Source organism: Streptomyces sp. NPDC001634, assembly GCF_040298185.1.
GTDB lineage: Bacteria > Actinomycetota > Actinomycetes > Streptomycetales > Streptomycetaceae > Streptomyces.
The window spans coordinates 1-23,512 of the sequence record NZ_JBEOZU010000068.1 but is presented as its reverse complement, the minus strand read 5'-3'; the positions used below and the strand labels follow the sequence as shown (position 1 = coordinate 23,512).

At 68.9% G+C, this 23,512-nt stretch carries 22 protein-coding genes and 2 tRNA genes; 10 read left to right on the top strand and 14 right to left on the bottom strand.

The genetic code is table 11. The features are described 5' to 3' along the window. Positions 1-30: 30 nt before the first annotated feature. The 4 genes from ABT186_RS34225 to pknB all read left to right on the top strand — a co-directional run bounded on the left by ABT186_RS34225 (position 31) and on the right by pknB (position 6,679). Entirely contained in the window at positions 31-1,563 is a 1,533-nt protein-coding gene (locus ABT186_RS34225) for a Stp1/IreP family PP2C-type Ser/Thr phosphatase (protein WP_351221309.1), read from the top strand. 27 nt (positions 1,564-1,590) lie between these two features. Next, positions 1,591-3,036, top strand: coding sequence for an FtsW/RodA/SpoVE family cell cycle protein (locus ABT186_RS34220; RefSeq protein ID WP_351221308.1), 1,446 nt, complete (start codon positions 1,591-1,593; stop codon positions 3,034-3,036). Further along, positions 3,033-4,520: a peptidoglycan D,D-transpeptidase FtsI family protein gene (locus ABT186_RS34215; protein WP_351221307.1), complete on the top strand. Its 1,488-nt coding sequence runs from the start codon at positions 3,033-3,035 to the stop codon at positions 4,518-4,520. The genes ABT186_RS34220 and ABT186_RS34215 overlap by 4 nt, the downstream gene beginning before the upstream one ends. A 170-nt stretch (positions 4,521-4,690) precedes the next feature. Beyond that, a complete protein-coding gene (pknB, locus tag ABT186_RS34210) occupies positions 4,691-6,679 on the top strand; it encodes a Stk1 family PASTA domain-containing Ser/Thr kinase (protein WP_351221306.1) in 1,989 nt (662 codons plus the stop codon). A gap of 70 nt (positions 6,680-6,749) precedes the next feature. On the opposite strand, the gene ABT186_RS34205 is transcribed toward pknB, so the two are convergent. The 6 genes from ABT186_RS34205 to ABT186_RS34180 are packed head-to-tail and all read right to left on the bottom strand — an operon-like array spanning position 6,750 to position 11,163. After that, a complete protein-coding gene (locus ABT186_RS34205; RefSeq protein ID WP_502973406.1) occupies positions 6,750-7,511 on the bottom strand; it encodes a class E sortase in 762 nt (253 codons plus the stop codon). Between the two features lie 44 nt (positions 7,512-7,555). Then, positions 7,556-8,791: a class E sortase gene (locus tag ABT186_RS34200; RefSeq protein WP_351928394.1), complete on the bottom strand. Its 1,236-nt coding sequence runs from the start codon at positions 8,789-8,791 to the stop codon at positions 7,556-7,558. After that, entirely contained in the window at positions 8,788-9,426 is a 639-nt protein-coding gene (locus ABT186_RS34195) for an aminodeoxychorismate/anthranilate synthase component II (RefSeq protein WP_351928392.1), read from the bottom strand. Before ABT186_RS34195 ends, ABT186_RS34200 begins: the two co-directional genes overlap by 4 nt. Next, positions 9,423-9,584, bottom strand: a complete 162-nt coding sequence (locus ABT186_RS34190) for a hypothetical protein (protein WP_351221303.1) — start codon at positions 9,582-9,584, stop codon at positions 9,423-9,425. Before ABT186_RS34190 ends, ABT186_RS34195 begins: the two co-directional genes overlap by 4 nt. A gap of 52 nt (positions 9,585-9,636) precedes the next feature. Next, a complete protein-coding gene (locus ABT186_RS34185) occupies positions 9,637-10,323 on the bottom strand; it encodes a class E sortase (RefSeq protein WP_351221302.1) in 687 nt (228 codons plus the stop codon). Positions 10,324-10,359: 36 nt separating this feature from the next. Further along, positions 10,360-11,163 carry a DUF881 domain-containing protein gene (locus tag ABT186_RS34180; protein WP_351928390.1) on the bottom strand — a complete coding sequence of 268 codons (804 nt, stop codon included), beginning with the start codon at positions 11,161-11,163 and terminating at the stop codon, positions 10,360-10,362. A gap of 142 nt (positions 11,164-11,305) precedes the next feature. Here ABT186_RS34180 and crgA point away from each other — a divergent pair, with 142 nt between their 5' ends. Beyond that, complete coding sequence (gene crgA / locus ABT186_RS34175) at positions 11,306-11,560, top strand: cell division protein CrgA (protein ID WP_351221300.1); 255 nt, start codon at positions 11,306-11,308, stop codon at positions 11,558-11,560. Between the two features lie 302 nt (positions 11,561-11,862). Here the strand turns inward: crgA and ABT186_RS34170 are convergent, their stop codons facing one another. Both ABT186_RS34170 and ABT186_RS34165 read right to left on the bottom strand, forming a co-directional pair. Continuing rightward, positions 11,863-12,774 (bottom strand): rhomboid family intramembrane serine protease, encoded by a 912-nt coding sequence (locus ABT186_RS34170; RefSeq protein WP_351928388.1) that lies wholly within the window; start codon positions 12,772-12,774, stop codon positions 11,863-11,865. Between the two features lie 97 nt (positions 12,775-12,871). Continuing rightward, a complete protein-coding gene (locus tag ABT186_RS34165) occupies positions 12,872-13,405 on the bottom strand; it encodes a peptidylprolyl isomerase (RefSeq protein ID WP_351221298.1) in 534 nt (177 codons plus the stop codon). Positions 13,406-13,858: 453 nt separating this feature from the next. Between ABT186_RS34165 and ABT186_RS34160 the strand changes: the two genes are divergently transcribed. Next, the gene (locus ABT186_RS34160) at positions 13,859-14,560 is read left to right on the top strand and encodes a DUF5324 family protein (protein WP_351221297.1); all 702 of its coding nucleotides are present in this window, start codon (positions 13,859-13,861) and stop codon (positions 14,558-14,560) included. 413 nt (positions 14,561-14,973) lie between these two features. Here ABT186_RS34160 and ABT186_RS34155 read toward each other — a convergent pair. Next, positions 14,974-15,046: transfer RNA gene (locus ABT186_RS34155), tRNA-Ala, on the bottom strand. Positions 15,047-15,226: 180 nt separating this feature from the next. Here ABT186_RS34155 and ABT186_RS34150 point away from each other — a divergent pair. Together ABT186_RS34150 and ABT186_RS34145 are read left to right on the top strand one after the other, a co-directional pair. Next, positions 15,227-15,775 carry a helix-turn-helix domain-containing protein gene (locus ABT186_RS34150; RefSeq protein ID WP_351221343.1) on the top strand — a complete coding sequence of 183 codons (549 nt, stop codon included), beginning with the start codon at positions 15,227-15,229 and terminating at the stop codon, positions 15,773-15,775. Between the two features lie 88 nt (positions 15,776-15,863). After that, entirely contained in the window at positions 15,864-17,486 is a 1,623-nt protein-coding gene (locus tag ABT186_RS34145) for a serine/threonine-protein kinase (protein ID WP_351928386.1), read from the top strand. 7 nt (positions 17,487-17,493) lie between these two features. On the opposite strand, the gene ABT186_RS34140 is transcribed toward ABT186_RS34145, so the two are convergent. Then, positions 17,494-18,873, bottom strand: coding sequence for a hypothetical protein (locus tag ABT186_RS34140; RefSeq protein WP_351221295.1), 1,380 nt, complete (start codon positions 18,871-18,873; stop codon positions 17,494-17,496). A 341-nt stretch (positions 18,874-19,214) separates the two neighbouring features. Beyond that, a complete protein-coding gene (locus tag ABT186_RS34135) occupies positions 19,215-19,343 on the bottom strand; it encodes a DLW-39 family protein (protein ID WP_003999697.1) in 129 nt (42 codons plus the stop codon). 338 nt (positions 19,344-19,681) lie between these two features. On the opposite strand from ABT186_RS34135, the gene ABT186_RS34130 reads away from it, so the two are divergent. Continuing rightward, positions 19,682-20,053: a DUF6344 domain-containing protein gene (locus ABT186_RS34130; RefSeq protein ID WP_351221294.1), complete on the top strand. Its 372-nt coding sequence runs from the start codon at positions 19,682-19,684 to the stop codon at positions 20,051-20,053. Between the two features lie 426 nt (positions 20,054-20,479). On the opposite strand, the gene ABT186_RS34125 is transcribed toward ABT186_RS34130, so the two are convergent. Then, positions 20,480-20,689: a hypothetical protein gene (locus tag ABT186_RS34125; protein ID WP_351221293.1), complete on the bottom strand. Its 210-nt coding sequence runs from the start codon at positions 20,687-20,689 to the stop codon at positions 20,480-20,482. Positions 20,690-21,326: 637 nt separating this feature from the next. Here ABT186_RS34125 and ABT186_RS34120 point away from each other — a divergent pair. Next, positions 21,327-22,457, top strand: coding sequence for a DUF4037 domain-containing protein (locus ABT186_RS34120; RefSeq protein WP_351928384.1), 1,131 nt, complete (start codon positions 21,327-21,329; stop codon positions 22,455-22,457). Positions 22,458-22,722: 265 nt separating this feature from the next. Here the strand turns inward: ABT186_RS34120 and ABT186_RS34115 are convergent. Next, positions 22,723-22,796: transfer RNA gene (locus tag ABT186_RS34115), tRNA-Ile, on the bottom strand. A 175-nt stretch (positions 22,797-22,971) separates the two neighbouring features. Further along, positions 22,972-23,512: DUF3566 domain-containing protein (locus tag ABT186_RS34110; RefSeq protein WP_351928382.1), on the bottom strand; the 541-nt coding region annotated here is incomplete at its 5' end.

Genomic DNA, 23,512 nt, shown 5'->3' with positions numbered 1-23,512 from the left:
ATGTACCCGGAGCCGACGGGCGAGGTGCGCATGAGTCTGTCACTGCGCTTCGCCGCCGGATCGCACAAAGGCATGATCCGCGAGGGCAACGAGGACTCCGGTTACGCCGGTCCGCGTCTGCTCGCGATCGCCGACGGGATGGGCGGCCAGGCCGCGGGCGAGGTCGCCTCCTCAGAGGTGATCTCCACCATCGTCGCGCTCGACGACGACATCCCGGGCTCCGACATCCTCACCTCGCTCGGTACGGCGGTGCAGCGCGCCAACGACCAGCTGCGCGCGATGGTCGAGGAGGACCCCCAGCTCGAGGGCATGGGGACCACGCTCACCGCGCTGCTGTGGACCGGTCAGCGGCTCGGCCTGGTCCATGTGGGCGACTCCCGCGCGTATCTGCTGCGGGACGGCGTCCTGACGCAGATCACCCAGGACCACACCTGGGTGCAGCGGCTCGTCGACGAGGGCCGCATCACCGAGGAAGAGGCCACGACCCATCCGCAGCGGTCCCTGCTGATGCGTGCGCTGGGCAGCGGCGACCATGTCGAGCCCGACCTGTCCATCCGTGAGGTGCGTGCCGGCGACCGCTACCTGATCTGCTCCGACGGGCTGTCCGGGGTGGTCTCCCACCAGACGATGGAGGAGACCCTCGCCAGCTACCACGGCCCGCAGGAGACCGTGCAGGAGCTGATCCAGCTCGCGCTGCGCGGCGGCGGCCCCGACAACATCACGGTCATCGTGGCCGACGTCCTCGACCTGGACACGGGCGACACCCTCGCGGGGCAGCTGCACGACACTCCGGTCGTGGTGGGCGCGGTCGCCGAGAACCAGCACCACCTGCACGACAACGGCATCATGCAGACGCCCGCGGGCCGCGCCTCGGGCCTCGGCCGCCAGCTGCCCGGACAGGGCGGTGGGGGCGAGTTCGGCCCGCCCGGCAGCGGCGACACCACCGGCTACGTCCCGGCGGGCAGCTTCGGCTCCTACAGCGACGAGGACTTCGTCAAGCCGAGGAAGGGCCGCAGGTGGCTGAAGAGATCCCTCTACACGGCCTTCGCGCTCGCCGTCATCGGCGGCGGGGCCTACGGCGGCTACCAGTGGACGCAGACGCAGTACTACGTCGGCGCCAACGGCACGCATGTCGCGCTGTACCGGGGCATCAGCCAGGACCTGGCCTGGGTGTCGCTGTCGAAGGTGGAGAAGGACCACCCCGAGATCGAACTCAAGTACCTGCCGCCGTACCAGCAGAAGCAGGTCAAGGCGACCATCGCCGAGGGCGGTCTCACGGTGGCCCAGTCGAAGGTCTCCGAGCTGGCCGTGCAGGCGTCCGCGTGCAAGAAGGAGAGCGAGCGCCAGAAGGCGGAGAGCCAGAACAACTCCAAGACCGGCGAGGGCCAGGCGGGCGGCGCCACGGGAACCAGGAAGACCTCCCTGACGTCCAAGGCCACATCGAGTCCGTCCCCGACCCCGAACCCGTCGGCCTCCAAGACCCAGACCGCACCCACTCCCACACCCGGCCCCACCCTCTCGGAGGAAGAGCAGAAGGTCGTCTCACTGTGCGGTAAGCAGTAAGCAAGCCGTGAGGGGCCCTGTCACACCATGAGCAGCAGTACGAACACGTCGACGCACCACACGTCCACGATCGGCGCGATCGGCGCACCGAGCAGACGCAACACCGAACTGGCGCTGCTGGTGTTCGCCGTCGCCATCCCGGTGTTCGCCTACGCCAACGTGGGCCTCGCCATCAACAGCAAGGTGCCGGCCGGCCTGCTGAGCTACGGCATCGGCCTCGGTCTGCTGGCCGGCGTGGGCCATCTGGTCGTACGCAAGTTCGCCCCGTACGCGGACCCGTTGCTGTTGCCGCTGGCCACGCTCCTGAACGGGCTCGGTCTGGTCGTCATCTGGCGGCTCGACCAGTCCAAGCTGCTGCAGTCGATCCATGTGAGCGGTGGGAAGGCGACCAACCAGCTGCTGTACACGGCGATGGGCATCGCGCTCTTCGTCGCCGTGCTGATCTTCCTCAAGGACCACCGGGTCCTGCAGCGCTACACCTACATCTCCATGGTCGGCGCGCTGGTCCTGCTGCTGCTCCCGCTGGTCCCGGGCCTCGGTGCCAATGTCTACGGCGCCAACATCTGGATCCAGATCGGCAGCTTCACCATCCAGCCCGGTGAGTTCGCCAAGATCGTGCTGGCGATCTTCTTCTCCGGCTATCTGATGGTGAAGCGCGACGCACTGGCCCTCGCCAGCCGCCGCTTCCTGGGCCTGTACCTGCCGCGCGGCCGCGACCTCGGCCCGATCCTCGTCGTCTGGGCGATCTCGATCCTCATCCTGGTCTTCGAGACCGACCTCGGTACGTCGCTGCTGTTCTTCGGAATGTTCGTCATCATGCTGTACGTCGCCACCGAGCGGACCAGCTGGATCGTCTTCGGTCTGCTGATGTCCGCGGTCGGTGCCGTCGGTGTGGCGAGCTTCGAACCGCACATCCAGACGCGTGTGCAGGCCTGGCTCAACCCGATGCGCGAGTACCAGCTCAGCCGGGTCGTGACCCACGACGGCATCGTCCACTCCGACCAGTTGCAGCAGGCCCTGTGGGCCTTCGGCTCCGGCGGCACGCTCGGCACCGGCCTCGGCCAGGGCCACTCCGACCTGATCCGGTTCGCCGCCAACTCCGACTTCATCCTCGCCACCTTCGGCGAGGAACTGGGCCTGGCCGGCATCATGGCGATCCTGCTGATCTACGGCCTGATCGTGGAGCGCGGCGTGCGCACCGCCCTCGCCGCCCGCGACCCGTTCGGCAAGCTGCTCGCCGTCGGTCTCTCCGGCGCCTTCGCGCTCCAGGTCTTCGTGGTCGCCGGCGGTGTCATGGGGCTCATCCCGCTGACCGGTATGACGATGCCCTTCCTGGCGTACGGCGGTTCCTCCGTCATCGCCAACTGGGCCCTGATCGGCATCCTGATCCGCATCAGCGACACCGCGCGCCGGCCGGCCCCGTCTCCCGCCCCCAACCCCGACGCCGAGATGACCCAGGTGGTCCGCCCGTGAACAAGCCCCTGCGCCGGATCGCGATCTTCTGTGGGCTTCTCGTCCTCGCGCTGCTCATCCGCGACAACTGGCTCCAGTACGTCCAGGCCGACAGCCTGCGCACCGACCCGAACAACCGCCGCGTCCTGATCGCCCGGTACGCCACGCCGCGCGGCGACATCATCGTCGACGGCAACCCGATCACCGGGTCCAAGAAGACGTCCACCAACAGCCTCAACGACTTCGCGTACAAGCGGACGTACAAGGACGGCGCGATGTGGGCGCCGGTCACCGGCTACGCCTCGCAGGCGTTCGGCGCCACGCAACTGGAGTCCATCGAGGACGGCATCCTGTCCGGCTCCGACGACCGGCTGTTCTTCCGCAACACCCTCGACATGCTGACCGGCAAGGAGAAGCAGGGCGGCAACGTCGTCACCACGCTGAACGCGGCCGCGCAGAAGGCCGCGTACAACGGTCTGAAGCAGGTCGGCGGCAAGGGTGCCGCCGTGGCGCTCGACCCGCAGACCGGCGCGATCCTGGCGCTGGCCTCGTACCCGTCGTACGACCCGTCGTCGTTCGCGGGCAACTCGACGTCGGTCGACTCCAAGGCCTGGACCGCGCTCCAGAAGAGCAACGACCCGAACGACCCGATGCTCAACCGGGCGCTGCGCGAGACCTACCCGCCGGGCTCCACCTTCAAGGTGGTCACCGCGGCGGCGGCGCTGGAGAACGGGCTGTACAACAGCGCGGACCAGCAGACCGACTCCCCGCTGCCGTACACCCTGCCGAACACCACGACCGAGCTGAAGAACGAGGGCAACATCCCCTGCAAGAACGCGACCATGCGTGTCGCGCTGCAGTACTCGTGCAACACCGTCTTCGGCAAGATCGGCGCCGACCTCGGCAAGGACAAGATGCTCGAGGAGGCGAAGAAGTTCGGCTTCGACTCCGAGCAGTACACCCCGGTGCGCTCGGTCGCCTCCAACTTCCCCGAGAAGATGGACAAGCCGCAGACCGCGCTCAGCTCGATCGGGCAGTTCGAGACGGCCGCGACCCCGCTGCAGATGGCCATGGTCGCCTCGGCGGTCGCCAACGACGGCAAGCTGATGAAGCCGTACATGGTGGCCAAGCTGCAGTCGTCGAACCTCGACACCCTGGAGCAGGCCCAGCCGCAGGAGCTGAGCCGCCCGCTGTCCGAGAAGAACGCCCAGGTCCTCCAGTCGATGATGGAGACGGTCGTCAAGGACGGTACGGGCCAGAACGCGCAGATCGACAACGTCACCGTGGGCGGTAAGACCGGTACCGCCCAGCACGGTCTGAACAACAGCGAGAAGCCGTACGCCTGGTTCCTCTCCTTCGCCAAGCTCCCCGACGGCAGCTCGCCGGTCGCGGTGGCCGTGGTGGTCGAGGACGACAAGGCCAACCGTGACGACATCTCCGGTGGCGGTCTGGCCGCCCCGATCGCGAAGAACGTCATGGAGGCGGTCATCAACAGCAAGAAGTGACCCCCGTCACGTCCCCTTCACATCGGTGCACGTTGCGATACCGGTCCTGTATCGGGTGGCGGATGTGGCCAGGTCACACAGAGCGAGCCGGGTACCGTATGCCCGGACAGCACACCGCCGGACCACACGCGGGTGTGGTCGGGACCGACGGAGAGGGCTGGTAGGAAGCTATGGAAGAGCCGCGTCGCCTCGGCGGCCGGTACGAGCTGGGCCAGGTGCTCGGCCGTGGTGGCATGGCCGAGGTCTACCTCGCGCACGACACCCGCCTCGGCCGCACCGTGGCAGTGAAGACGCTGCGCGCCGACCTGGCGCGTGACCCTTCCTTCCAGGCCCGGTTCCGCCGGGAGGCCCAGTCGGCCGCCTCGCTCAACCATCCCGCGATCGTCGCGGTGTACGACACGGGCGAGGACTACATCGACGGGGTCTCGATCCCGTACATCGTGATGGAGTACGTCGACGGGTCCACACTCCGTGAACTTCTTCACAGTGGCCGAAAGCTGCTGCCGGAGCGGGCCATGGAGATGACCATCGGCATCCTCCAGGGCCTGGAGTACGCCCACCGCAACGGCATCGTCCACCGTGACATCAAGCCCGCGAACGTCATGCTGACGCGCAACGGCCAGGTCAAGGTGATGGACTTCGGCATCGCGCGCGCCATGGGCGACGCGGGCATGACGATGACGCAGACCGCGGCGGTCATCGGCACGGCCCAGTACCTCTCTCCGGAGCAGGCGAAGGGCGAGCAGGTCGACTCACGCTCGGACCTGTATTCGACGGGTTGTCTGCTGTACGAGCTGCTGACGGTGCGGCCCCCGTTCGTCGGGGACTCCCCGGTCGCGGTCGCCTATCAGCACGTCCGCGAGGAGCCCCAGCCGCCGAGCGTCTTCGATCCCGAGATCACGCCCGAGATGGACGCGATCGTGCTGAGGGCGCTGGTCAAGGACCCGGACTACCGCTACCAGTCCGCCGACGAGATGCGCGCCGACATCGAGGCCTGCCTCGACGGCCAGCCGGTCGCGGCCACGGCGGCCATGGGCTCCGTCGGCTACGGCGGTTACCCCGACGACCAGCCGACGACGGCCCTGCGTTCCGACCCGAACGCCGGCGCCACCACGATGATGCCCCCGATGAGCCCGGACGACGGCGGCTTCGGCTACGACGACCGTCCGGACCGCCGCCGCCAGAAGAAGAACAACAACACGTCGACGATCCTGCTTGTCGTCGCCGGTGTGCTGGTGCTGGTCGGCGCGATCCTCATCGGCAAGTGGATCTTCAGCGGCAACGGGGGCGTGGACAACGGCAACGTCGCCGTGCCCAACTTCGTCGGGCAGAGCCTCAATGACGCGAGGCAGCAGGCGAACAATGCCGAGCTGAAGGTGGGGACCGTCTCCAGGAAGCCCTGCGCCGACCAGCAGAAGGGCAATATCTGCTCCCAGGACCCGGCCGCGAAGACCGAGGTCAAGAAGGGCACCGCGATCAACGTGGTGGTGTCGACGGGCGCGCCGAAGGTGACGGTGCCCGACGTCGTCGGCCAGAACGTCGACGACGCCACGACGAAGCTGGAGGGCAACGACTACCAGTTCAAGGTCGTGACCCAGCAGCAGGAGTCCGCGCAGGCCGCGGGCACGGTCCTGGAGACGAACCCGAAGTTCGGCAAGGAAGTCGAGAAGGGCTCCACGATCACGCTCACGGTCGCCAAGGCCGTGCAGACGGTGGCCGTGCCGGACGTGACGAACCAGACCTGTGACGCCGCCAAGCAGCAGTTGCAGGCGAGCGGCCTGACGGGCAACTGCACCGAGGTGGACACCCAGGACCCGAACCAGGTCGGCAAGGTCATCCAGACCTCCCCGTCGGCCAACAGCCAGGTCCAGAAGGGCTCCACGGTCAACATCCAGATCGGCAAGCAGGCCCAGAACGCACCGGTCACGGTCCCGAACATCCAGGGCCAGAAGCTCAAGGACGTCAGGAAGGCGCTGGCGCAGGTGGGCCTCCAGGTCGGCAACATCACCGGCTCCCAGGACGACAACGCAGTGGTCCTGGGGTCGAACCCGGCCCAAGGCACGCAAGTCCCCCAGGGCACCGCAGTGAACCTGCTCACCGCCGGCCAGAGCGGCAGCAACGGCGGGAACAACTTCGGCGGAGTGATCGGCGGGAACTGAGCCCCCGGTACGACGACTGAGCCCCGGCGCCCTGCTCAGGGCGCCGGGGCTCAGTCGTTACCGGTGCCGCTCAGCTCAGTTCCTTCGGCACAGTCCGCTTGCTGTCCACCTTCTGCACCCGTTGCAGCTCGCCCCACACGATGTAGCGGTACTCCGACGTGTAGACCGGGGTGCACGTCGTGAGAGTGATGTAGTGGCCGGGCTTTTTCACTCCGGCCTCGTCCGGGACCGCGGAGAGGACCTTCACGTTGTACTTCGATGTCTCCGGGAGGATCGCGAAGACCTTGTAGACGTACCAGTCGTCCTTCGTCTCGAAGACGATCGGGTCGCCCTTCTTCAGCTTGTCGATGTTGTGGAACTTCGCCCCGTGCCCGTCGCGGTGCGCGGCCAGCGAGAAGTTGCCGGTCCTGCCCGTCATCGGCAGCGTCGCCTTGACGGGGTCCGTGTAGTAGCCGGCCACGCCGTCGTTGAGGACGCTCGTCGACGTTCCCTTCTCGACGAGCACCTCGCCGTTCTTCATCGCCGGCACGTGCAGGAAGCCGATGCCGTCCTCGGTGTCCAGCGCACCGGGGCCGCTGTCCTTCTCCGCCGCCCAGTGGTCGCGCACCTTGTCGCCTTGCTGGTGCGCCTTGCGGTCGGCGACGACGTTCGTCCACCACAGCGAGTAGACGACGAACAGGCCGAGCACCAGGCCCGCCGTGATGAGCAGCTCTCCGAAGACGCTGACGACCTGCGCGATCCGGCCGCGCCCGCGGCGCCGCGATGCCGACGGGGAGTCGGAGCCCGGCGACGGCACGTCGGTCTGCTCGTCCTGGTCGGTCGTCACTCCCACTGCATCCGCCCCGTCTGTTCCACGTACCCGTGCGTCCACGTGCCCTACGAAATGAGCGCGTCCGGCTTGCCCTTGCTGCGCGGCCGTTCCTCGACCATCTTGCCCCAGACGATCAGCCGGTACTTGCTGGTGAATTCCGGCGTGCAGGTGGTCAGTGTGATGTAGCGGCCCGGCTCGGTGAAACCGGACCCCTTCGGAATGGGGTCGAGCACGGTCGTGTTCGACGGCGACGTCACCGGCAGGGTCGAGGTCATCTTGTAGACGTAGTACTCGTCCTGTGTCTCCACCACGATCGCGTCGCCCGGCTGGAGACGGTTGATGTACCGGAACGGTTCGCCGTGCGTGTTCCGGTGGCCCGCGAGCCCGAAGTTGCCCGTCCTGGCGTCCGGCATCGCCGTCTTCAGGGTGCCTTCGCCGTAGTGCCCGACCATGCCCTTGTCCAGCACGTCCGCCTTGCTGGTGCCTTCCGCGATCGGTGTCACCACGTCCAGCTTCGGGATGTGCAGGATGGCGAAGCCCTGCCCGGGCGCGAACGCCCCCGGAGCCCGCTTGCCGCTCGCCCAGTCCTGCTGGAGGTGCTTCGCGGCGCTGCCCGCCTCCTGGTGCGCCAGCACGTTCGACCACCACAGCTGGTACGTCACGAACAGCAGCATCACCACACCGGTGGTGATGAACAGCTCACCGACCACACGGCTCACGATGACCGCCGCACCGGGCTTCTGCGCCCGCGCGGCCCGCCGGGCCTCCATCCGGGACCGGGGCGCCTCCGCGGCCGTCCCAGGGGGCTTCTCGGCCGTCTGCGGCCCGCTCCCGTGCCGCCCGTGCCTCCGGGCCGCCTTACGGCGCGCGGCACGGCCGCCAGGGGCCGCCAGGGACTCCTCTGCGCGGTTGGCGGCCCGCCGCGCCTCCTCGACGTCCGAGGCCCGCAGCGCGACGGTCTCGTTGTCCACGGGGCCGCCCAGGGACCCGGATCCGTCCACGGGGGCCGGCTGGCCGTACGAGGGCGCCGAAACGGGCTCGCCGTACGACGCGACGGTCACGGGTTCGCCGTACGGGGGGAGCACCGCCGTCGCGTCGTACGCGGGCTGCGGCGGCTGCTGCCCGTACGCCTGCTCCCCGTAGCCCGCACTGCCGCCCATGAGGTCCTGGCCGTAGCCGGACCTCTCCTGTCCCTGCCACGCGCCGGAACCCCCGTACGGCTGCTGCCCGTAGGGGGATCCGGGTTCTGCGGCGTCCCCGTAGGCGGCGCCGCTCTCGCGCTCGGGGCGCAGCGCGGTCACGCCGTGGCCCTGCCCACCACCGGGGCGAGCCCCGCCGACCTCGCCACGGCCCCCTGGTCACCGCACTCCACCAGCCAGTTGGCCAGCATCCGGTGGCCGTGCTCGGTGAGCACCGACTCGGGGTGGAACTGCACGCCCTCGACCGGGAGTTCACGGTGCCTGAGGCCCATGATGATCCCGTCGTGCGTGCGTGCCGTCACCTCCAGCTCGGCCGGCACGGTGTCCGGCTCGGCGGCCAGGGAGTGGTAGCGCGTCGCGGTGAAGGGCGACGGCAGCCCCGCGAACACGCCCTTGCCCTCGTGCTCGACGAGCGAGGTCTTGCCGTGCAGCAGCTCCGGCGCACGGTCGACGACACCGCCGTACGCCACCTGCATCGACTGCATGCCCAGGCAGACACCGAAGACCGGTACGCCGGTCGTTGCGCAGTGCCGGACCATCTCGACGCAGACGCCGGCCTCCTCGGGGGTGCCGGGCCCGGGAGACAGCAGCACGCCGTCGAAGCCGTCCTGGGCGTGCGCAGTCGACACATCGTCGTTGCGCAGCACCTCGCACTCGGCGCCCAGCTGGTACAGGTACTGCACCAGGTTGAAGACGAAGCTGTCGTAGTTGTCGACGACGAGAATGCGCGCACTCACTGGTTGTCCACCGTCACATCGTTGAAGGGCAGCAGCGGTTCGGCCCACGGGAAGACGTACTGGAACAGGATGTAGACCACGGCCAGGATCAGCACGACGGAAATCAGCGCCTTCACCCACACGTTCCCCGGCAGATGCCGCCAGATCCAGCCGTACATGCCGTCCCTTCCGTCTCACCACGGCACCAGACTCACGCCGTACGCCACCAGACTAACGGCGTAGAGCCGCCGGTTTCCCTGCCTCCACAGGCTGTGTGGAATCAAGGTGCGCCCAGACGATCAGCCGGTGACTGTGCCCCCACTCCGGATCGCACGTGGTCAGCGTCAGATACCGGCCCGGGCGCGTGTACCCGGAAGTACGTGGCACAGGGTCGATCACCTCGACATCCGTGGGAACCGTTTTGTAGGGGCCTTTGTCGATCCGATACGTGAACCAGGTGGTCCCGTCGGTCAGGACGACAGCATCGCCCGGCCGCAGCTGCGGAAAGTCCTTGAGGGGATCGCCGTACGTGCGCCGGTGGCCGGCGACCGCGAAGTTGCCCACCTGGCCGAGCTGGGCGGTGCCCGCGTAGTGGCCGAGACCCTTCTTGAGGGTGTCCACGGCGGTGTCCTCGAGCACGGGCTTGTTCCACGTGAAACCGAGCCGCGGGATGTACATGATGGCGAACGGCTTGCCCGGGGCGTACGGCGCCGGTTTCTTCGGGCTCGCCGAGCTGCCGGGCGCGGCCGTCTGCTTCACCGTCCCCTGCGACCACTGCCTCTGCAGCTGGTCGATCTGGTCGTTCATCGCGCTGTCGGCCTTCACCCCGGTCCAGAACAGGACGTAGGCCACGAAGAGCACGATGAGGGCGCCGACGCTGATGCACAGTTCGCTGACGGTCCGGACGATCAAGCGCACCGACACAGGTCCCCCAGCGGCAGCTGTTCCCGGGCTCTAGTCCACAGGCTTCGCGTAGTGCAGATCCACTGTGCCGGAGTAGCCGGGAAGAGTCACCGTCCCGTCCTCGGTGACTTTCCAGCCGAGGCCGTAGACGTTGACGTAGACCATGTAGTTCTGGATAGCGGGCGAGGCGGCGAGCGCCTTCTGGAGTTTGTCCGGGTTCCCGATCGCGGTGATCTTGTACGGGGGCGAGTAGACGCGGCCCTGGAGGATCAGGGTGTTGCCGACGCAGCGCACGGCGCTGGTGGAGATCAGCCGCTGGTCCATGACCTTGATGCCCTGGGCGCCGCCCTGCCACAGGGCATTCACCACGGCCTGCAGGTCCTGCTGGTGGATGACCAGATAGTCGGGCTGCGGCTCGGGATAGCCGGGGAGCTTGGCGGTGGCGTTGGGCGGGGCGTCATTGAGGGTGACCGTGACGGCCCTGCCGGTGAGTTTCTGGGTGCCGGCGTTCTTCTCCAGTGCCGCGAGCCGCTCCTGCTCGGCCTTGCTGGTGCGGCCGCCGGTGCGCTTGGCCAGCGCCTCGACATCGCCCCGCAGTGCGGCGTCGGACTCGTCGAGCCGGGCGTTCTTCTGGCTGCGGTCGTGAATGAGGTCGGAGAGCTTCAGCAGCGAGGAGTCCGTGCGGAGGTTGGTGCCCTTGGCCGTGTTGAAGCTCGTGATGAAAAGAAGACCGGCGAGGGCGAAAACGCCCACGGTGAGCACGCGCACGGGCCGGAAATGACGCGTACGGGTGGAGGTGGACTCCGTTTCCGGGGAACCCGAACCCGTCTCGGGGGAGTCGGCCGTATTGCTCAACGTACCCTTATCTCCTTCGGCGCCGCGGAAGCACTACGCTAACGGACGCCCGGGGGAGCACTCAGTGTCCCCTTGTACGCTGCCCCGGAGCCCGCCCCACTTCCCTGCGCGGCCACGCAGCGCATCGACAGGAGAGACCCTCGTGCCGAAGTCACGTATCCGCAAGAAGGCCGACTACACGCCGCCGCCGTCGAAGCAGGCCGCGAACATCAAGCTGAGCAGCCACGGCTGGGTCGTACCGGTCATGCTGGCCATGTTCCTCATCGGTCTCGCCTGGATCGTCGTCTTCTATGTGACCGACGGGTCGCTGCCGATCCACGCGCTGCGCAACTGGAACATCGTGGTGGGCTTCGGATTCATCGCGGCGGGGTTCGGCGTCTCCACTCAGTGGAAGTAGCGGCTTCGGTCCTCCCGCGGCCGGCTTTACCCATGGCCATGCACTGAGTTATCCACAGCCTTGTCCACAGAGTCGACGACCAGTGGAAAAAGAACGACGATCTGTGGATAACCCATCGGGCATTGACGCCGGTATGACGGAATCACCGGCCTCCGCAAACCTGTTCGCCCCCTGTCCCACCTGCGGAAACTCCGGTCGGTGACAGGGGGCACGCATGTTCCCCACTCCATGCACAAGATCCGCCAGGGACTGTGGACAACGCTGGGTACAACCTGGGGCTACGGCCTGTGCATATCCGCCGCTCAGGTGAGCTGGCCGGTCCTCAGAACTGTCATGACCACCACGGCGGCCAGCACCAGCGCGCACACCCCGTACTGCACGAGGGCCCGCCGCTGACGCGGGGCGTGGACCATGGCGTAGCCGACCACGACACCGCCGACGAGTCCGCCGATGTGCGCCTGCCAGGCGATGTTGCTCCACCCGAAGGTGAAGATCAGGTTGATCACCAGCAGTGCGATGACGGGGCGCATGTCGTAGCGGAGCCGGCGCATCAGTACGGCGGTGGCGCCGAAGAGCCCGAAGATCGCGCCGGAGGCGCCGAGTGAGGGCTGGTTGGGGGCGGCGATCAGATAGGTGAGCGCGCTGCCGGCCAGCCCGGAGGTGAAGTAGAGCGCGAGATAGCGGGCGCGGCCGAGGGCCGCCTCCAGGGGGGCGCCGATCCACCACAGGCTGAGCATGTTGAACAGGATGTGGATATAGCTGCCGTGCAGGAACATCGCGGTCAGCAGCCGGTACCACTGGCCCTGCGCGACGCCCTCGACCGAGCCGAGCAGGGGGACGTAGGCCTGGCCGAGCAGTTCGAACCGGTCGGTGAAGCGGTCGCCGACGGAGAGCTGGACCAGGAAGACGGCCAGATTGACACCGATCAGCAGCTTGGTGAGCAGCCGGGGGTCGGCGGTGACGGTGCCGCCCGCGAGCGTACGGGGCTGCGAGGCGGCCGGCGCATGGCCGGTGCCCGAGCCGGTGCGGACGCACTCGGGGCACTGGAAGCCGACCGAGGCGTTGACCATGCACTCGGGACAGATGGGACGCTCGCAGCGGGTGCAGCGGATGCCGGTCTCACGGTCCGGGTGCCGGTAGCAGACCGGTAGCTCACGGGCACCGTGCGGCCCCTGGTTCTGCGGGCCCTGCGGGCTGCCTGGCGCCTGGTCCATGGGGTCCCCTCACTCTCCGTACGACGGGGTGCCCCGCCCTTCCTTCTACGGACGGGCGGGGCGCTTTTGTTCCCTCGTGCGGTGTGCCCCGGGGGGCTCAGCCCTCGCGGGTCTCGACGACGACCGACTCGATGACGACGTCGTTGACCGGGCGGTCCGTGCGCGGGTTGGTCTGGGTGGTGGCGATGGAGTCCACGACCTTCTGGCTGGCCGCGTCGGTGACCTCGCCGAAGATGGTGTGCTTACGGTTCAGCCAGGCCGTGGGAGCGACGGTGACGAAGAACTGCGAGCCGTTGGTGCCCGGGCCGGCGTTCGCCATGGCCAGCAGGTACGGCTTGTCGAAGCGCAGGTCCGGGTGGAACTCGTCCTCGAACTGGTAGCCGGGGCCACCGGTGCCGTTGCCCAGCGGGTCACCACCCTGGATCATGAAACCGCTGATCACCCGGTGGAAGACCGTACCGTCGTAGAGCTTGGCCGTGGACTTCTCGCCGGTGGCGGGGTGGGTCCACTCGCGCTCGCCCGTGGCGAGCTCGACGAAGTTCTTGACCGTCTTGGGGGCGTGGTCCGGGAAGAGCCGGACGACGATGTCGCCGTGGTTGGTCTTCAGGGTGGCGTAAAGCTGCTCGGCCACGATCTGCCTTCCGTTGTCCTTTGTGACCCCCCGATCCTCGCACGGTACGCGCCCTGCGTCGTCCGGCCACCGCCTCCGGGCGAAGACCCGAGGATTGTTCCCCAGGTGTACCAGGGTGACGGGGGCGCCGGATCCGGGCACGAACGGGTCCGTGCACGGCTCCAGCCGCGCAGAAAACCGGTCGAGTCGTCCCGTCGCGGGAGCGCGGCGCGACGAACCGTGGCATTGTCGTCGACAAGCTCCTGTTGCCCCGTATTCATCCGCTATTGCACGTGATCAGCCGATGCACATGATCATCCCGATCGTCGCCCGTCCGGATGCGGAAAGGATTCGTCCTTCTATGGGCCGCATGACCCGGATGCCTGTCCTCGCATGCCCAGGCGCTCTTCGAGAGGCATGATCCGTAAAAGGCTGGAAAGTCGAAATACGTACGCCACCAAAAAGGAGGAACCCGTGACCCGCATCGACAGCGTGCGCGCCGCGACCGGTTCGGCGAAGGACAGCGTGCTGCATGCCGCGGAAGTGGTGGCGCCCTACGCCGACACGGCCAAGGACAAGGCAGCGCACTACGCACATGAGGCGCGCGTCCGTCTCGCGCCCAAGGTGTCGCAGGCCGCCGAACAGGCTCGCGTCCAGTACGACGCCCTTCTCGCCCCGCGCCTGGAACAGGCCCGCACACATGTACCGCCCATGGTGGACCAGGCTGCCCAGGGAGCGGCCACCTATACCCGCAAGGCCGCTCGACAGGCCGCCGATTACTCCCGTCCCAAGCTCGAGCACGCGGTGGCCGCGGCCGGTCCGGTACGGGAAGAGGCGGCGGCCCGTGGTGCCGCGGCACTGGCGGCGCTGCGGGGCCAGGTGTCGCCTCAGCAGATCCAGAAACTGGCGCGCCGGCAGGAGCGGCGGGCCAGGGCCGGCCGTGTCATGAAGGGGCTGGCCGTGCTGGGCGCCCTGGTCGGCGGCGCCTTCGCCGCCTGGAAGTGGTGGGACAGGCAAGCCAACCCCGATTGGCTGGTCGAGCCGCCCGCCGCGACCGAGGTGCCGCAGGGCGACCGCCTCTCGTCGGTGGACGGCAGCGGTCAGAGCGTGCTGGACCCCGAGGTCCAGGCGAAGCAGGCCGAGGAGGACTCCACGGACCGCGACGACCGCCACTGAGTCCAGCCCGACTGGCAGATCCGGCTCCAACATCGCTGTGGGGCAGGAGACTTGAGCGTCTCCTGCCCCACAGCGATGTTTCACGTGGAACACCCCGAGAGGGCTTTACCCGTTCCCTTCATGGTGACGTTTGCAACGCACCATCTGTGCAAGTTCCGTGGAGACTTCGCTTACAGAGCGCACCCTTCTGCTTACGCATCACGGGGCATACCACCTCATACAAGGTCCGGCATGGCGCCGCATACCGCCCTCCGGCCACCCTGGCGGTCTGCGCACGAGTCCGCGACGGCTTGCAGTCCCGCAGATGTTTGCGCAAAGGAATGCAACGACTGCAAACTCTGTCGTGTGACGCGGGTCACCGCCAAGAAAAAACCGGTCAGCCGCCGCAAAGGGCACCTGACCGGTGTGAGGTGTGGAGCCTAGGGGAGTCGAACCCCTGACATCTGCCATGCAAAGACAGCGCTCTACCAACTGAGCTAAGGCCCCGAAAGGACGCATCCGGCCGGTACGACACGGACCGGCGGGCGCTGCGCACCAGAGTACCGGGTCACCCCCCGTATCTCACAAAAAGATTGGGGGTCCCCGTGGACGACCACTCTCCGTAAGATGCTCGACGTGGTTCGCTACAGCGAACCGCAGTACTTGGGGAAGCGATGGGGAGACGCAATGGACGCCGCACAGCAGGAAGCCACCGCCAGAGCGCGGGAGCTGCAGCGGAACTGGTACGGAGAGCCGTTGGGGGCGCTCTTCCGTAAGCTCATCGAGGATCTGGGGCTCAACCAGGCTCGTCTCGCGGGCGTGCTGGGGCTGTCCGCTCCGATGCTGTCGCAGCTGATGAGCGGTCAGCGCGCCAAGATCGGCAATCCCGCGGTGGTACAGCGGGTGCAACTGCTGCAGGACCTGGCGGGACAGGTCGCAGACGGCAGTGTGAGCGCCGCCGAGGCGACCGAGCGGATGGACGAGATCAGGAAGTCGCAGGGGGGCTCCGTGCTCAGCAACACCACGCAGACGACGAGCAGTTCGGGTGCGCCCACCGTCAAGCGGGTGGTCCGCGAGATCCAGTCGCTGCTGCGCTCGGTGGCGGCGGCGGGGGACATCATCGAGGCGGCGGACACCCTCGCCCCGACCCACCCGGAACTGGCAGAGTTCCTCCGGGTGTACGGCGCCGGCCGCACCTCCGACGCGGTCGCCCACTACCAGTCCCACCAGAACTGAAGCCGGCGCCTCGGCCGCCGGGGACTCTCGCGCCGGGGGGTGCGCGGGAGTCCTCATCGCCGTCCGGAAGGGGGAACGACACACGACCATGGGTGAGGTCTTCGCCGGACGGTACGAACTGGTCGACCCCATCGGGCGCGGGGGAGTCGGAGCGGTCTGGCGCGCCTGGGACCACCGGCGTCGCCGCTATGTGGCCGCCAAGGTCTTGCAGCAGAGCGACGCCCACTCGCTGCTGCGGTTCGTGCGCGAGCAGGCGCTGCGCATCGACCACCCTCATGTGCTCGCACCCGCCAGCTGGGCCGCCGACGACGACAAGGTCCTGTTCACCATGGACCTGGTCGGCGGGGGCTCGCTGGTCCACCTGGTCGGGGACTACGGCCCGCTGCCGCCCGCCTTCGTCTGCACCCTGCTGGACCAGCTGCTGTCCGGGCTCGCCGCCGTGCACGCGGAGGGCGTGGTGCACCGGGACATCAAACCCGCCAATGTGCTCCTCGAGGCCACCGGCACCGCCCGGCCCCGGTTGCGCCTGTCGGACTTCGGCATCGCGATGCGCCTGGGCGAGCCACGGCTGACGGAGACCGACTACGTGGTGGGCACGCCCGGTTACCTCGCGCCCGAGCAACTGATGGGCGCTGAGCCGGACTTCCGCGCCGATCTGTTCGCCGTGGGTCTGGTCGCGGTGTATCTGCTGGAGGGCGCCAAGCCCGACACCAGGGCGCTGATCGAGCACTTCGTGGCCAACGGCACACCGGGGGCGCCACGCGGCATACCCGGGCCCCTGTGGGAGGTCGTGGCGACGCTGCTGCAGCCGGACCCGGCCGCGCGGTTCCGCACCGCCACGGGGGCGCGCAAGGCGCTCACCGCGGCCGCCGAGCTGCTGCCCGAGCCGGGCCCCGACGACGAGCAGGTGGAGATCTTCGACCAACTCGGGCCGCTCCCGGCGGGGTTCGGCCCCGAGGGGCCGCTGCGTACGGCGTCCGGGGTGGCTGGGGGCTCCGGGACGGGTCCGGGACGCACCTCGGGCGGTGTGTCCGGCGGGGCGTTCGTCGGGGCTGAAGCAACGCCATCCGTCGGCCGGGCCCCGGAGGAGACACCGTCCGGCACCGCAGATACGCCCCGGCAGGCGCCCCACACAGGCACCCCTCGGACGGAGGACAGCGGACCGGCACGGCCCACGGCCGGTTCGATACCCCCGCGGCCGACCACCGCCCCCGCAGCCCCCGGCACCGGCATGTCCGCGGTCACGCCCGCGCCTCCTCCCCCTGCTGAACGGCCGGAGTCCGCGCCCCCCGTCGTACCGCCCAGACCCGCGGTCGATCCGGCACCGCCCCCGCGGCCGGCCACGATGTCGGACACCGGGAGTTTCCATCTGCCGCCACCGCTGCCGCGAGAGGCGTTCCCTGCGGTGCCGCGGCCGCCCGAGCAGCCGCCCACTCCACCCGCCGCGGTCGTGGTCCCGGCCCCGGCGTACACGGCTCCCTCCCTCGGCCCGTCCATGACCCCAACTGCCGCGGTGCATCAGTCCGCGTACGCGTCCTACGCGTACGCCGTCCCGTCCCCGCACGCCGCCACACAGCCGCGGCAGATCGCGCGGCGCGGCAGAAGACGGGCCGCGCGGCGCCCGGGGCCTCCGGCGAAGGTCGCCGTGCCCGTCCTGCTCCTCGCGCTCGCCTGCTACATCGTGGGGTTCTGGGCTCTCACGCGGATCTGAGCGGCGGTCATCCGGCCCATCGGCCCCGCGCCCGCCGCCGCGCGGCCAGCGTCCACACCCCGAGCCCCAGGACCAGTACGCTCCCGGTGCCGATCCCGCCCGCCGCGACCAGCTGCATCGTGCGGGTGTCCCCGCCTCCTCCGCCCTTTCCGATGTCGGCGCTGTCGGGACTGCCGCTGCCGCTGCCCGACGCGGTCACCCTGGGCCCCGCGGAGCCGCCTCCCGTGCCGTTCCCTTCCGTCCCGGCCGCCGCGGCCACCTCCCGGTCCGCCGCCGTGACCTCGAACACGCCGCGCGGTGCGGACCGCCCCGCATACGCAGGCCCCGATTTCGGCGTCCCGTTCACCCGCACACGAAGCGTCAGCCCGAACGGCCCGTTCCCGAAGCGGACCGCGACGGGTGCGCCGAGGTGCACGGCGAGGTAGTACCAGCCCGCGAACCGCATCCCGCTCACACGGTTGCCGACGGCATGGCGGTTGGCGTAGTCGACGGGCGGCAGCGGTTCGAGCGCCGCCGAGGTCTGGGCGCCGCTGTAACCGGCGTCGGCGTCGTCGACGTAGGCGCGGACGGGGTTGTACAGGGACATGGCCAGGGCGGTGCCCACGTAGCCGTCGCCGCCGGTGGAGCTGCCCATCTCGACAGTGGCGGACAGTTGCTGGCCCCAGTCGACGGGCACCTTGTAGAAGAGGGTCTGCCCAGGCTTGATCGCGTCCTGCCATACGCCCTGACCCAGGGCGCTCGCCGCCGCGAAGCCCGCCCCGCCCGCGCGCCTCCTGGCGTCGCCCAGGACGGCCTCGGGGGTCGCGGAGTTCCAGGCTCCGGGCGGGGTCGTCGCACCGGTCTGCCGCAGCGCCGGCTCGGACGCGTAGTCCAGCTCCAGGTCCCAGTCGCCTGGCGCGGAGGCGGACAGGTCGCGCCGCTCGACGACCACGTAGTACGCCCCCGCCCCCTTGCACACGAACGTACCGGGGCCGGTCTCGCGCGAGGCCAGGGCGGCGATCGGGTGCGGGCTCTGGGTGGGGCCGAAGTACGCGGTCCCGGAGGAGCAGGTGGTGCCGTGGGCGTCCTGGAGGGAGATCTTCAGGCCGTCGGAGGAGGAGACGGCCGCCCCGGGCCGGGGGACGGCCGTCGCGGAGACGTAGGCGTTGGTGGTGGCGTCGAGTTCCAGGCGGTAGTAGCGCTTGCCCGCGACGGGCAGGCCACTGCGGTATGTACGGCCGGGATCCAGGCGTACGGCGTCCGTGGTGCCCGCGGCGCCCTCGACCCTCCTGGCGTCGCGGTCGAAGGCGTACGGGGTCGGCGTACCGGCCGCGGAGGCCTGGGCGGCCCGCGCCGGGAGCGTCACGGTCACGCCGAGCGCCGCCGCGAGACACAGGGCCACCGTCACGCGCGCCGGCATCCGACCGCGCCCGACGTGCCCGCGCCCCGCCTCCGTACGCCGCCTCATCACGTGCCACCCCCGTACGTAGCCCCGGACCGTTGCCGGCCGTCGCCCATCCTGCCCCGCACGCCACGGCGGCATCCGCGCATTGCGGACGAGCGGCCGAAACGTTCCCCCCAAGGGCATCGAATGTGCCATCGCAAGCGTTTTCTCCGCTCACGCGAAACGATGTAAGGACCGCACGCCATGGGCGATCGCCCCTTACGACCCGTCCGCACCCGGCGCAACACAAGGCCCCGACCGCATCGGCGGTCGGGGCCTGCTCTGAACCTGTTGTCTGGCGGGACTCACGAACCCGTGGGCACGGAGTCAGTCGCCTCCGTCCACAGATCCTGCTCGGCGCGATCCGCCTGGATCTGGCGGTACACGAGGAGCCCGCCGATGGCGGCCAGTGCGACCAGGAGAAGCTTCTTCACCGCGCGACCTCGTCTTTCCTTGACGTAGGGGACCTCTGGCGCCCGACTATACACACCGATCGATATCGATCGGTGACCTGCGTCGGCCCTCAACTCCCCTCCGGCATACCGCAGTACAACCGGACGGGATCGCTCCGATCTGCCGGTGATCGCACCCCCACAGGCTGTGACATTCACCGCCCTCCCTCGCCATTCATGGATTTTCCGGGCCTTGTGCGTCCATCCGGGTGGTGTTCATCCGAAGAACGACGCGCCACGGGCGTTGGTCCACCACTTCGGATCCCTCTTACACATCATGAGGAAAGTACGCAAATCGCCCGACCCGAAAGTGAGGGGCCATGGCCCGGAACAAGGTCATGAAGCTGTGGACCGCCGTCGTCACCGCCTTCCTGGCGCTGTGCACCGCGCTCGGATTCGTCTCCACCACCGCCACCGCCGCCCAGGCCGCCGTGCCCCAGACCCAGCCGGCGCGCAACACCGGGACGCACGTGATGCTCCCGAGGCCGGCCCACGGCAGATGGTCCCGCGGCCGGTCGCTGCCTCCCACGATGAAGCAACGCATCCACGCCGAGGCCCACGGCTCCGCCCCGGCCTGCCGCCACCGACGCCACGCGGACACCCTCACAGCGGGCCAGATCATCCCTCGCGCCCGCCGGCCCCTCTCCGAACCCGCCGGCCACCTCGAGCCGCCCACTCACCTCAGGCGCTGATCCGCACCTCTCTCCCCGCCGCGCCAACGACCCCCCACCACCCACCGCCATCGCGGACGCACCACCGGCGATCTTGCGTACAACGCCCCGCATGGCAAACGGCCCGGCACCTGATTCACGGTGCCGGGCCGTTGACATGGTGACATGAGCCGCCAATGCCGTACGGCATGGCCAGAAATCAGCGGTCGGGCGTCGGAAGCTGCAAGAGCCGGCCTTCCCGGAGGTGCATCCCAAGGTCGCTCAGGCGATCCTCCGGCACGACGGGTCTCCTGCTCGCCGAGCTGTTGGAAGATCCACTCATCGGCTGATGTCAGCCGTAGATGCCAAAGGCCCCCAACCTTGATCGGTTGGGAGCCTTTTCCCTGGTGGGGCTGACAGGATTCGGACCTGTGGCCCAGGGCCCACTGACCGGCGCTCAGCCGCAGATCAGAAGGAGACGCTGAAGCCTGCCTGGTGGTACTGGCCGACGGTGCCCAGGACCTCGCTCTGGGCTGCGCCGATCTGAGCCAGGACATCCGAGTCGCTGACCGCCGTGGGGCCGACGATGACGCCGGCATGCGGGCTCAGGCCGCCGGAGACGTTGTCGAGCTCGGCGTCGGAGATCTCAGCGGTCTGGATACGGGGAGCGGAATTCATGATCAGACTTCCCTTCGCATGGATGTTCCACAAGGGGGGAGCAGGCCCGGCTGGGACAGGTGGCGGGCCGCCACCGCGGGCGAGCGACACCCGTTCCCGGAAACCCTCGCGAGACGCCCGCGGCGCAAAGGATGAAAGCACGGAGCGCGCCGGGCATCCAATCAATCGGCACTCCCATCACGGCAGTTGAACCCGCAGGCTACGCATTCGTGCAGGCGTGCACACGGGTTGAGGGCGGCTTCTCCACATGCTGCTCGGTACCGGGGACGTGACTGGTCTTGCCACCGGGATGGAGAACGGGACACTCGACGCCAAGAGAGCAACATCCGGCAGGCACTTGTGCAGATTCTTCGCACGCCGTGCCGCGGTTGCGCATTCGATGTACAGATTCACTGAAGCCGTACTCTCACCGGCCTTTGGACACAGACCGTTGTTGATCGACAGCGAAACGTATGCGGTGACGTTGAGGACCACGGCTCGGGTGCGGCCCGGCAGAGGCGCCTCGGCGACGACCGGGAGCCGGCCGACACGCGGGCGGCCCCGATCACCGGCCTCGGTGCAGACGAGGCGGCAGCAATGTGGCGGAGGCGTGAAAGCCCCGTGCTTTACCGGGCACAACCGGGGCAGGTGTCCCGGCATGAGCCGAGCACATATGCAAGCCTTCATACCCGGCCTCGAACTCTCCCGCCGCTTCTACACCGAAGCCGTACGCCCCCTGCTGGAGGAAGCGGCCCCCGGCATTCCCCATTCCGGGGCCCGCATCGGCAGCGGCTCCGAAGTTCTCGGCTACGACACCGCACGCTCCGCCGACCACGAATGGGGCCCGCGCCTGCAGCTCTTCCTCCACCCCCATGACGTGCCCCGCCACGCCGCACACATCAGACATGTGCTCGCCGAACACCTCCCGAAGATCTTCCACGGCTACCCGACCCACTTCGCCCCCACGGGCGACGGGGACATCCGCGTCATGCAGGTCACCGACGGCCCCGTTCACCACCGCGTCGAAGTGACCAGCGTCTCCTCCTGGTTCACCGCCGCCCTCGGCTTCGACCCGGCATCCGGCATCACCCCCGCCGACTGGCTCGCCACGCCCACCCAGCTCCTCGCCGAGGTGACCGCCGGCGCCGTCTTCCACGACGGTCTCCATGTCCTCTCCCCCTTGCGGACCGCCCTGCGCTGGTACCCCCACGACATCTGGCTCCACGTCCTCGCCTGCCAGTGGCAGCGCGTCTCCCAGGAAGAAGCCTTCGTCGGCCGCTGCGGCGAAGTCGGCGACGAACTGGGCTCCGCCGTCATCGCCGCGCGCCTGGTCCGCGACCTCATGCGGCTCTGCCTGCTGATGGACCGGCGCTACCCCCCGTACGGCAAATGGCTCGGCAGCGCCTTCGCCCGCACCCCCACCGCCCCTCGGCTCACCCCCGTACTCACCGCCGCCCTCGCCGCCACGGACTGGCGTACCCGCGAAGACCACCTCGCCCACGCGTACGAGATCGTCGCGCTCATGCACAACCAGCTGGAACTCACCGATCAGGTCGACCCGACCACGCGCGCCTACCACTCCCGACCGTTCCGCGTACTGCGCGCCGAACGCTTCACGCAGGCGCTGACGGCGCGCATCAAGGACCCGGCCCTGCGGGACCTGCCGGTGGTCGGGGCGGTGGACCAGTTCGTCGACAGCACAGACGTCCTGGGACGTCCGGAACTGACGCGGGCCGCGGCCGGCGCCGTGACACTCACTGCACGGCCACGGCTCGGATCGGTCATGTGAAGCGGCCGGACCACGACCTGCTCAGCGGATCGGATCGACCGCAAGCAGCGCGTCCTGTCCGAGTCGAACAGGGTCCGGTGCGCGCAGCTGCGAGGTCCGAGAGATTGGGGCAGAGCGCCGGCAACGCGGCAGATGTGCGTGCCGGGGTCCAAGACGCCGCTGACACAGCCGCCGAAAAACCAGCTCCCTGAGGCCGCAGCAGAGCCCCAAAACGAAGAGCGGGCGTTTCCCATCGGGAACGCCCGCTTTCTCGGATCTTCATCTGTGGGGCTAACAGGATTTGAACCTGTGGCCTCATCCTTATCAGGGATGCGCTCTAACCAACTGAGCTATAGCCCCGCCGCGCTTTGCGGTGTGTGTCCCGCGCGCTGACCCCTGAAGATTAGCGCACGAGGTGGGAAGTCCCAAAATCGATAGTCAGGGGGCGGGCTCCATCCTGCCCGGGACCGCGATGGCGACGGCCGGAAGTCAAGAGAGCGCATCGCCGACAGGGATGCGCTCTGCGACCGCGTTCTTACTCGTCCTCGGCCAGCGTCAGCTCGATGCCGCCCACGAAGCCCGCGGAGAGGTTGTAGATGAACGCGCCGAGCGTCGCGAGGGCGGTCGCCAGGACGACGTCGATGACCGCGATGATCGTCGTGAACATCAGGACATGCGGCAGGGACAGGAACGACTGCAGATCGAAGCCGTTCGACTCGTTCGAGCCGGTGGCCTCCGAGATCGTGCTGCCGACCGTCGAGAAGACGCCCATCGCGTTCATGACCATCCACAGCACCGCCGACGCCACGATCGTGCAGATGCCGAGCGCAATGGAGAGCAGGAAGCTGACCTTCATCACCGACCACGGGTCGGCCTTCGCCACTCTGAGCCGCGCCTTGCGGGTGCGAGGGGTAGTGCTCGCACCGGTCCGCGGACGGCGTACGGCCCCCGTCGGCGGCTGCGCCTGGTAGGCCCGCGGCGGGTGGTAGGGCCCCGGGGCCTGCTGCGGCTCGCGCTCCCCGGGCAGGGGGGACGCCGGCGGTGTGGCGGCTGCCGGTGCCGCGGCCGGGGCCGGC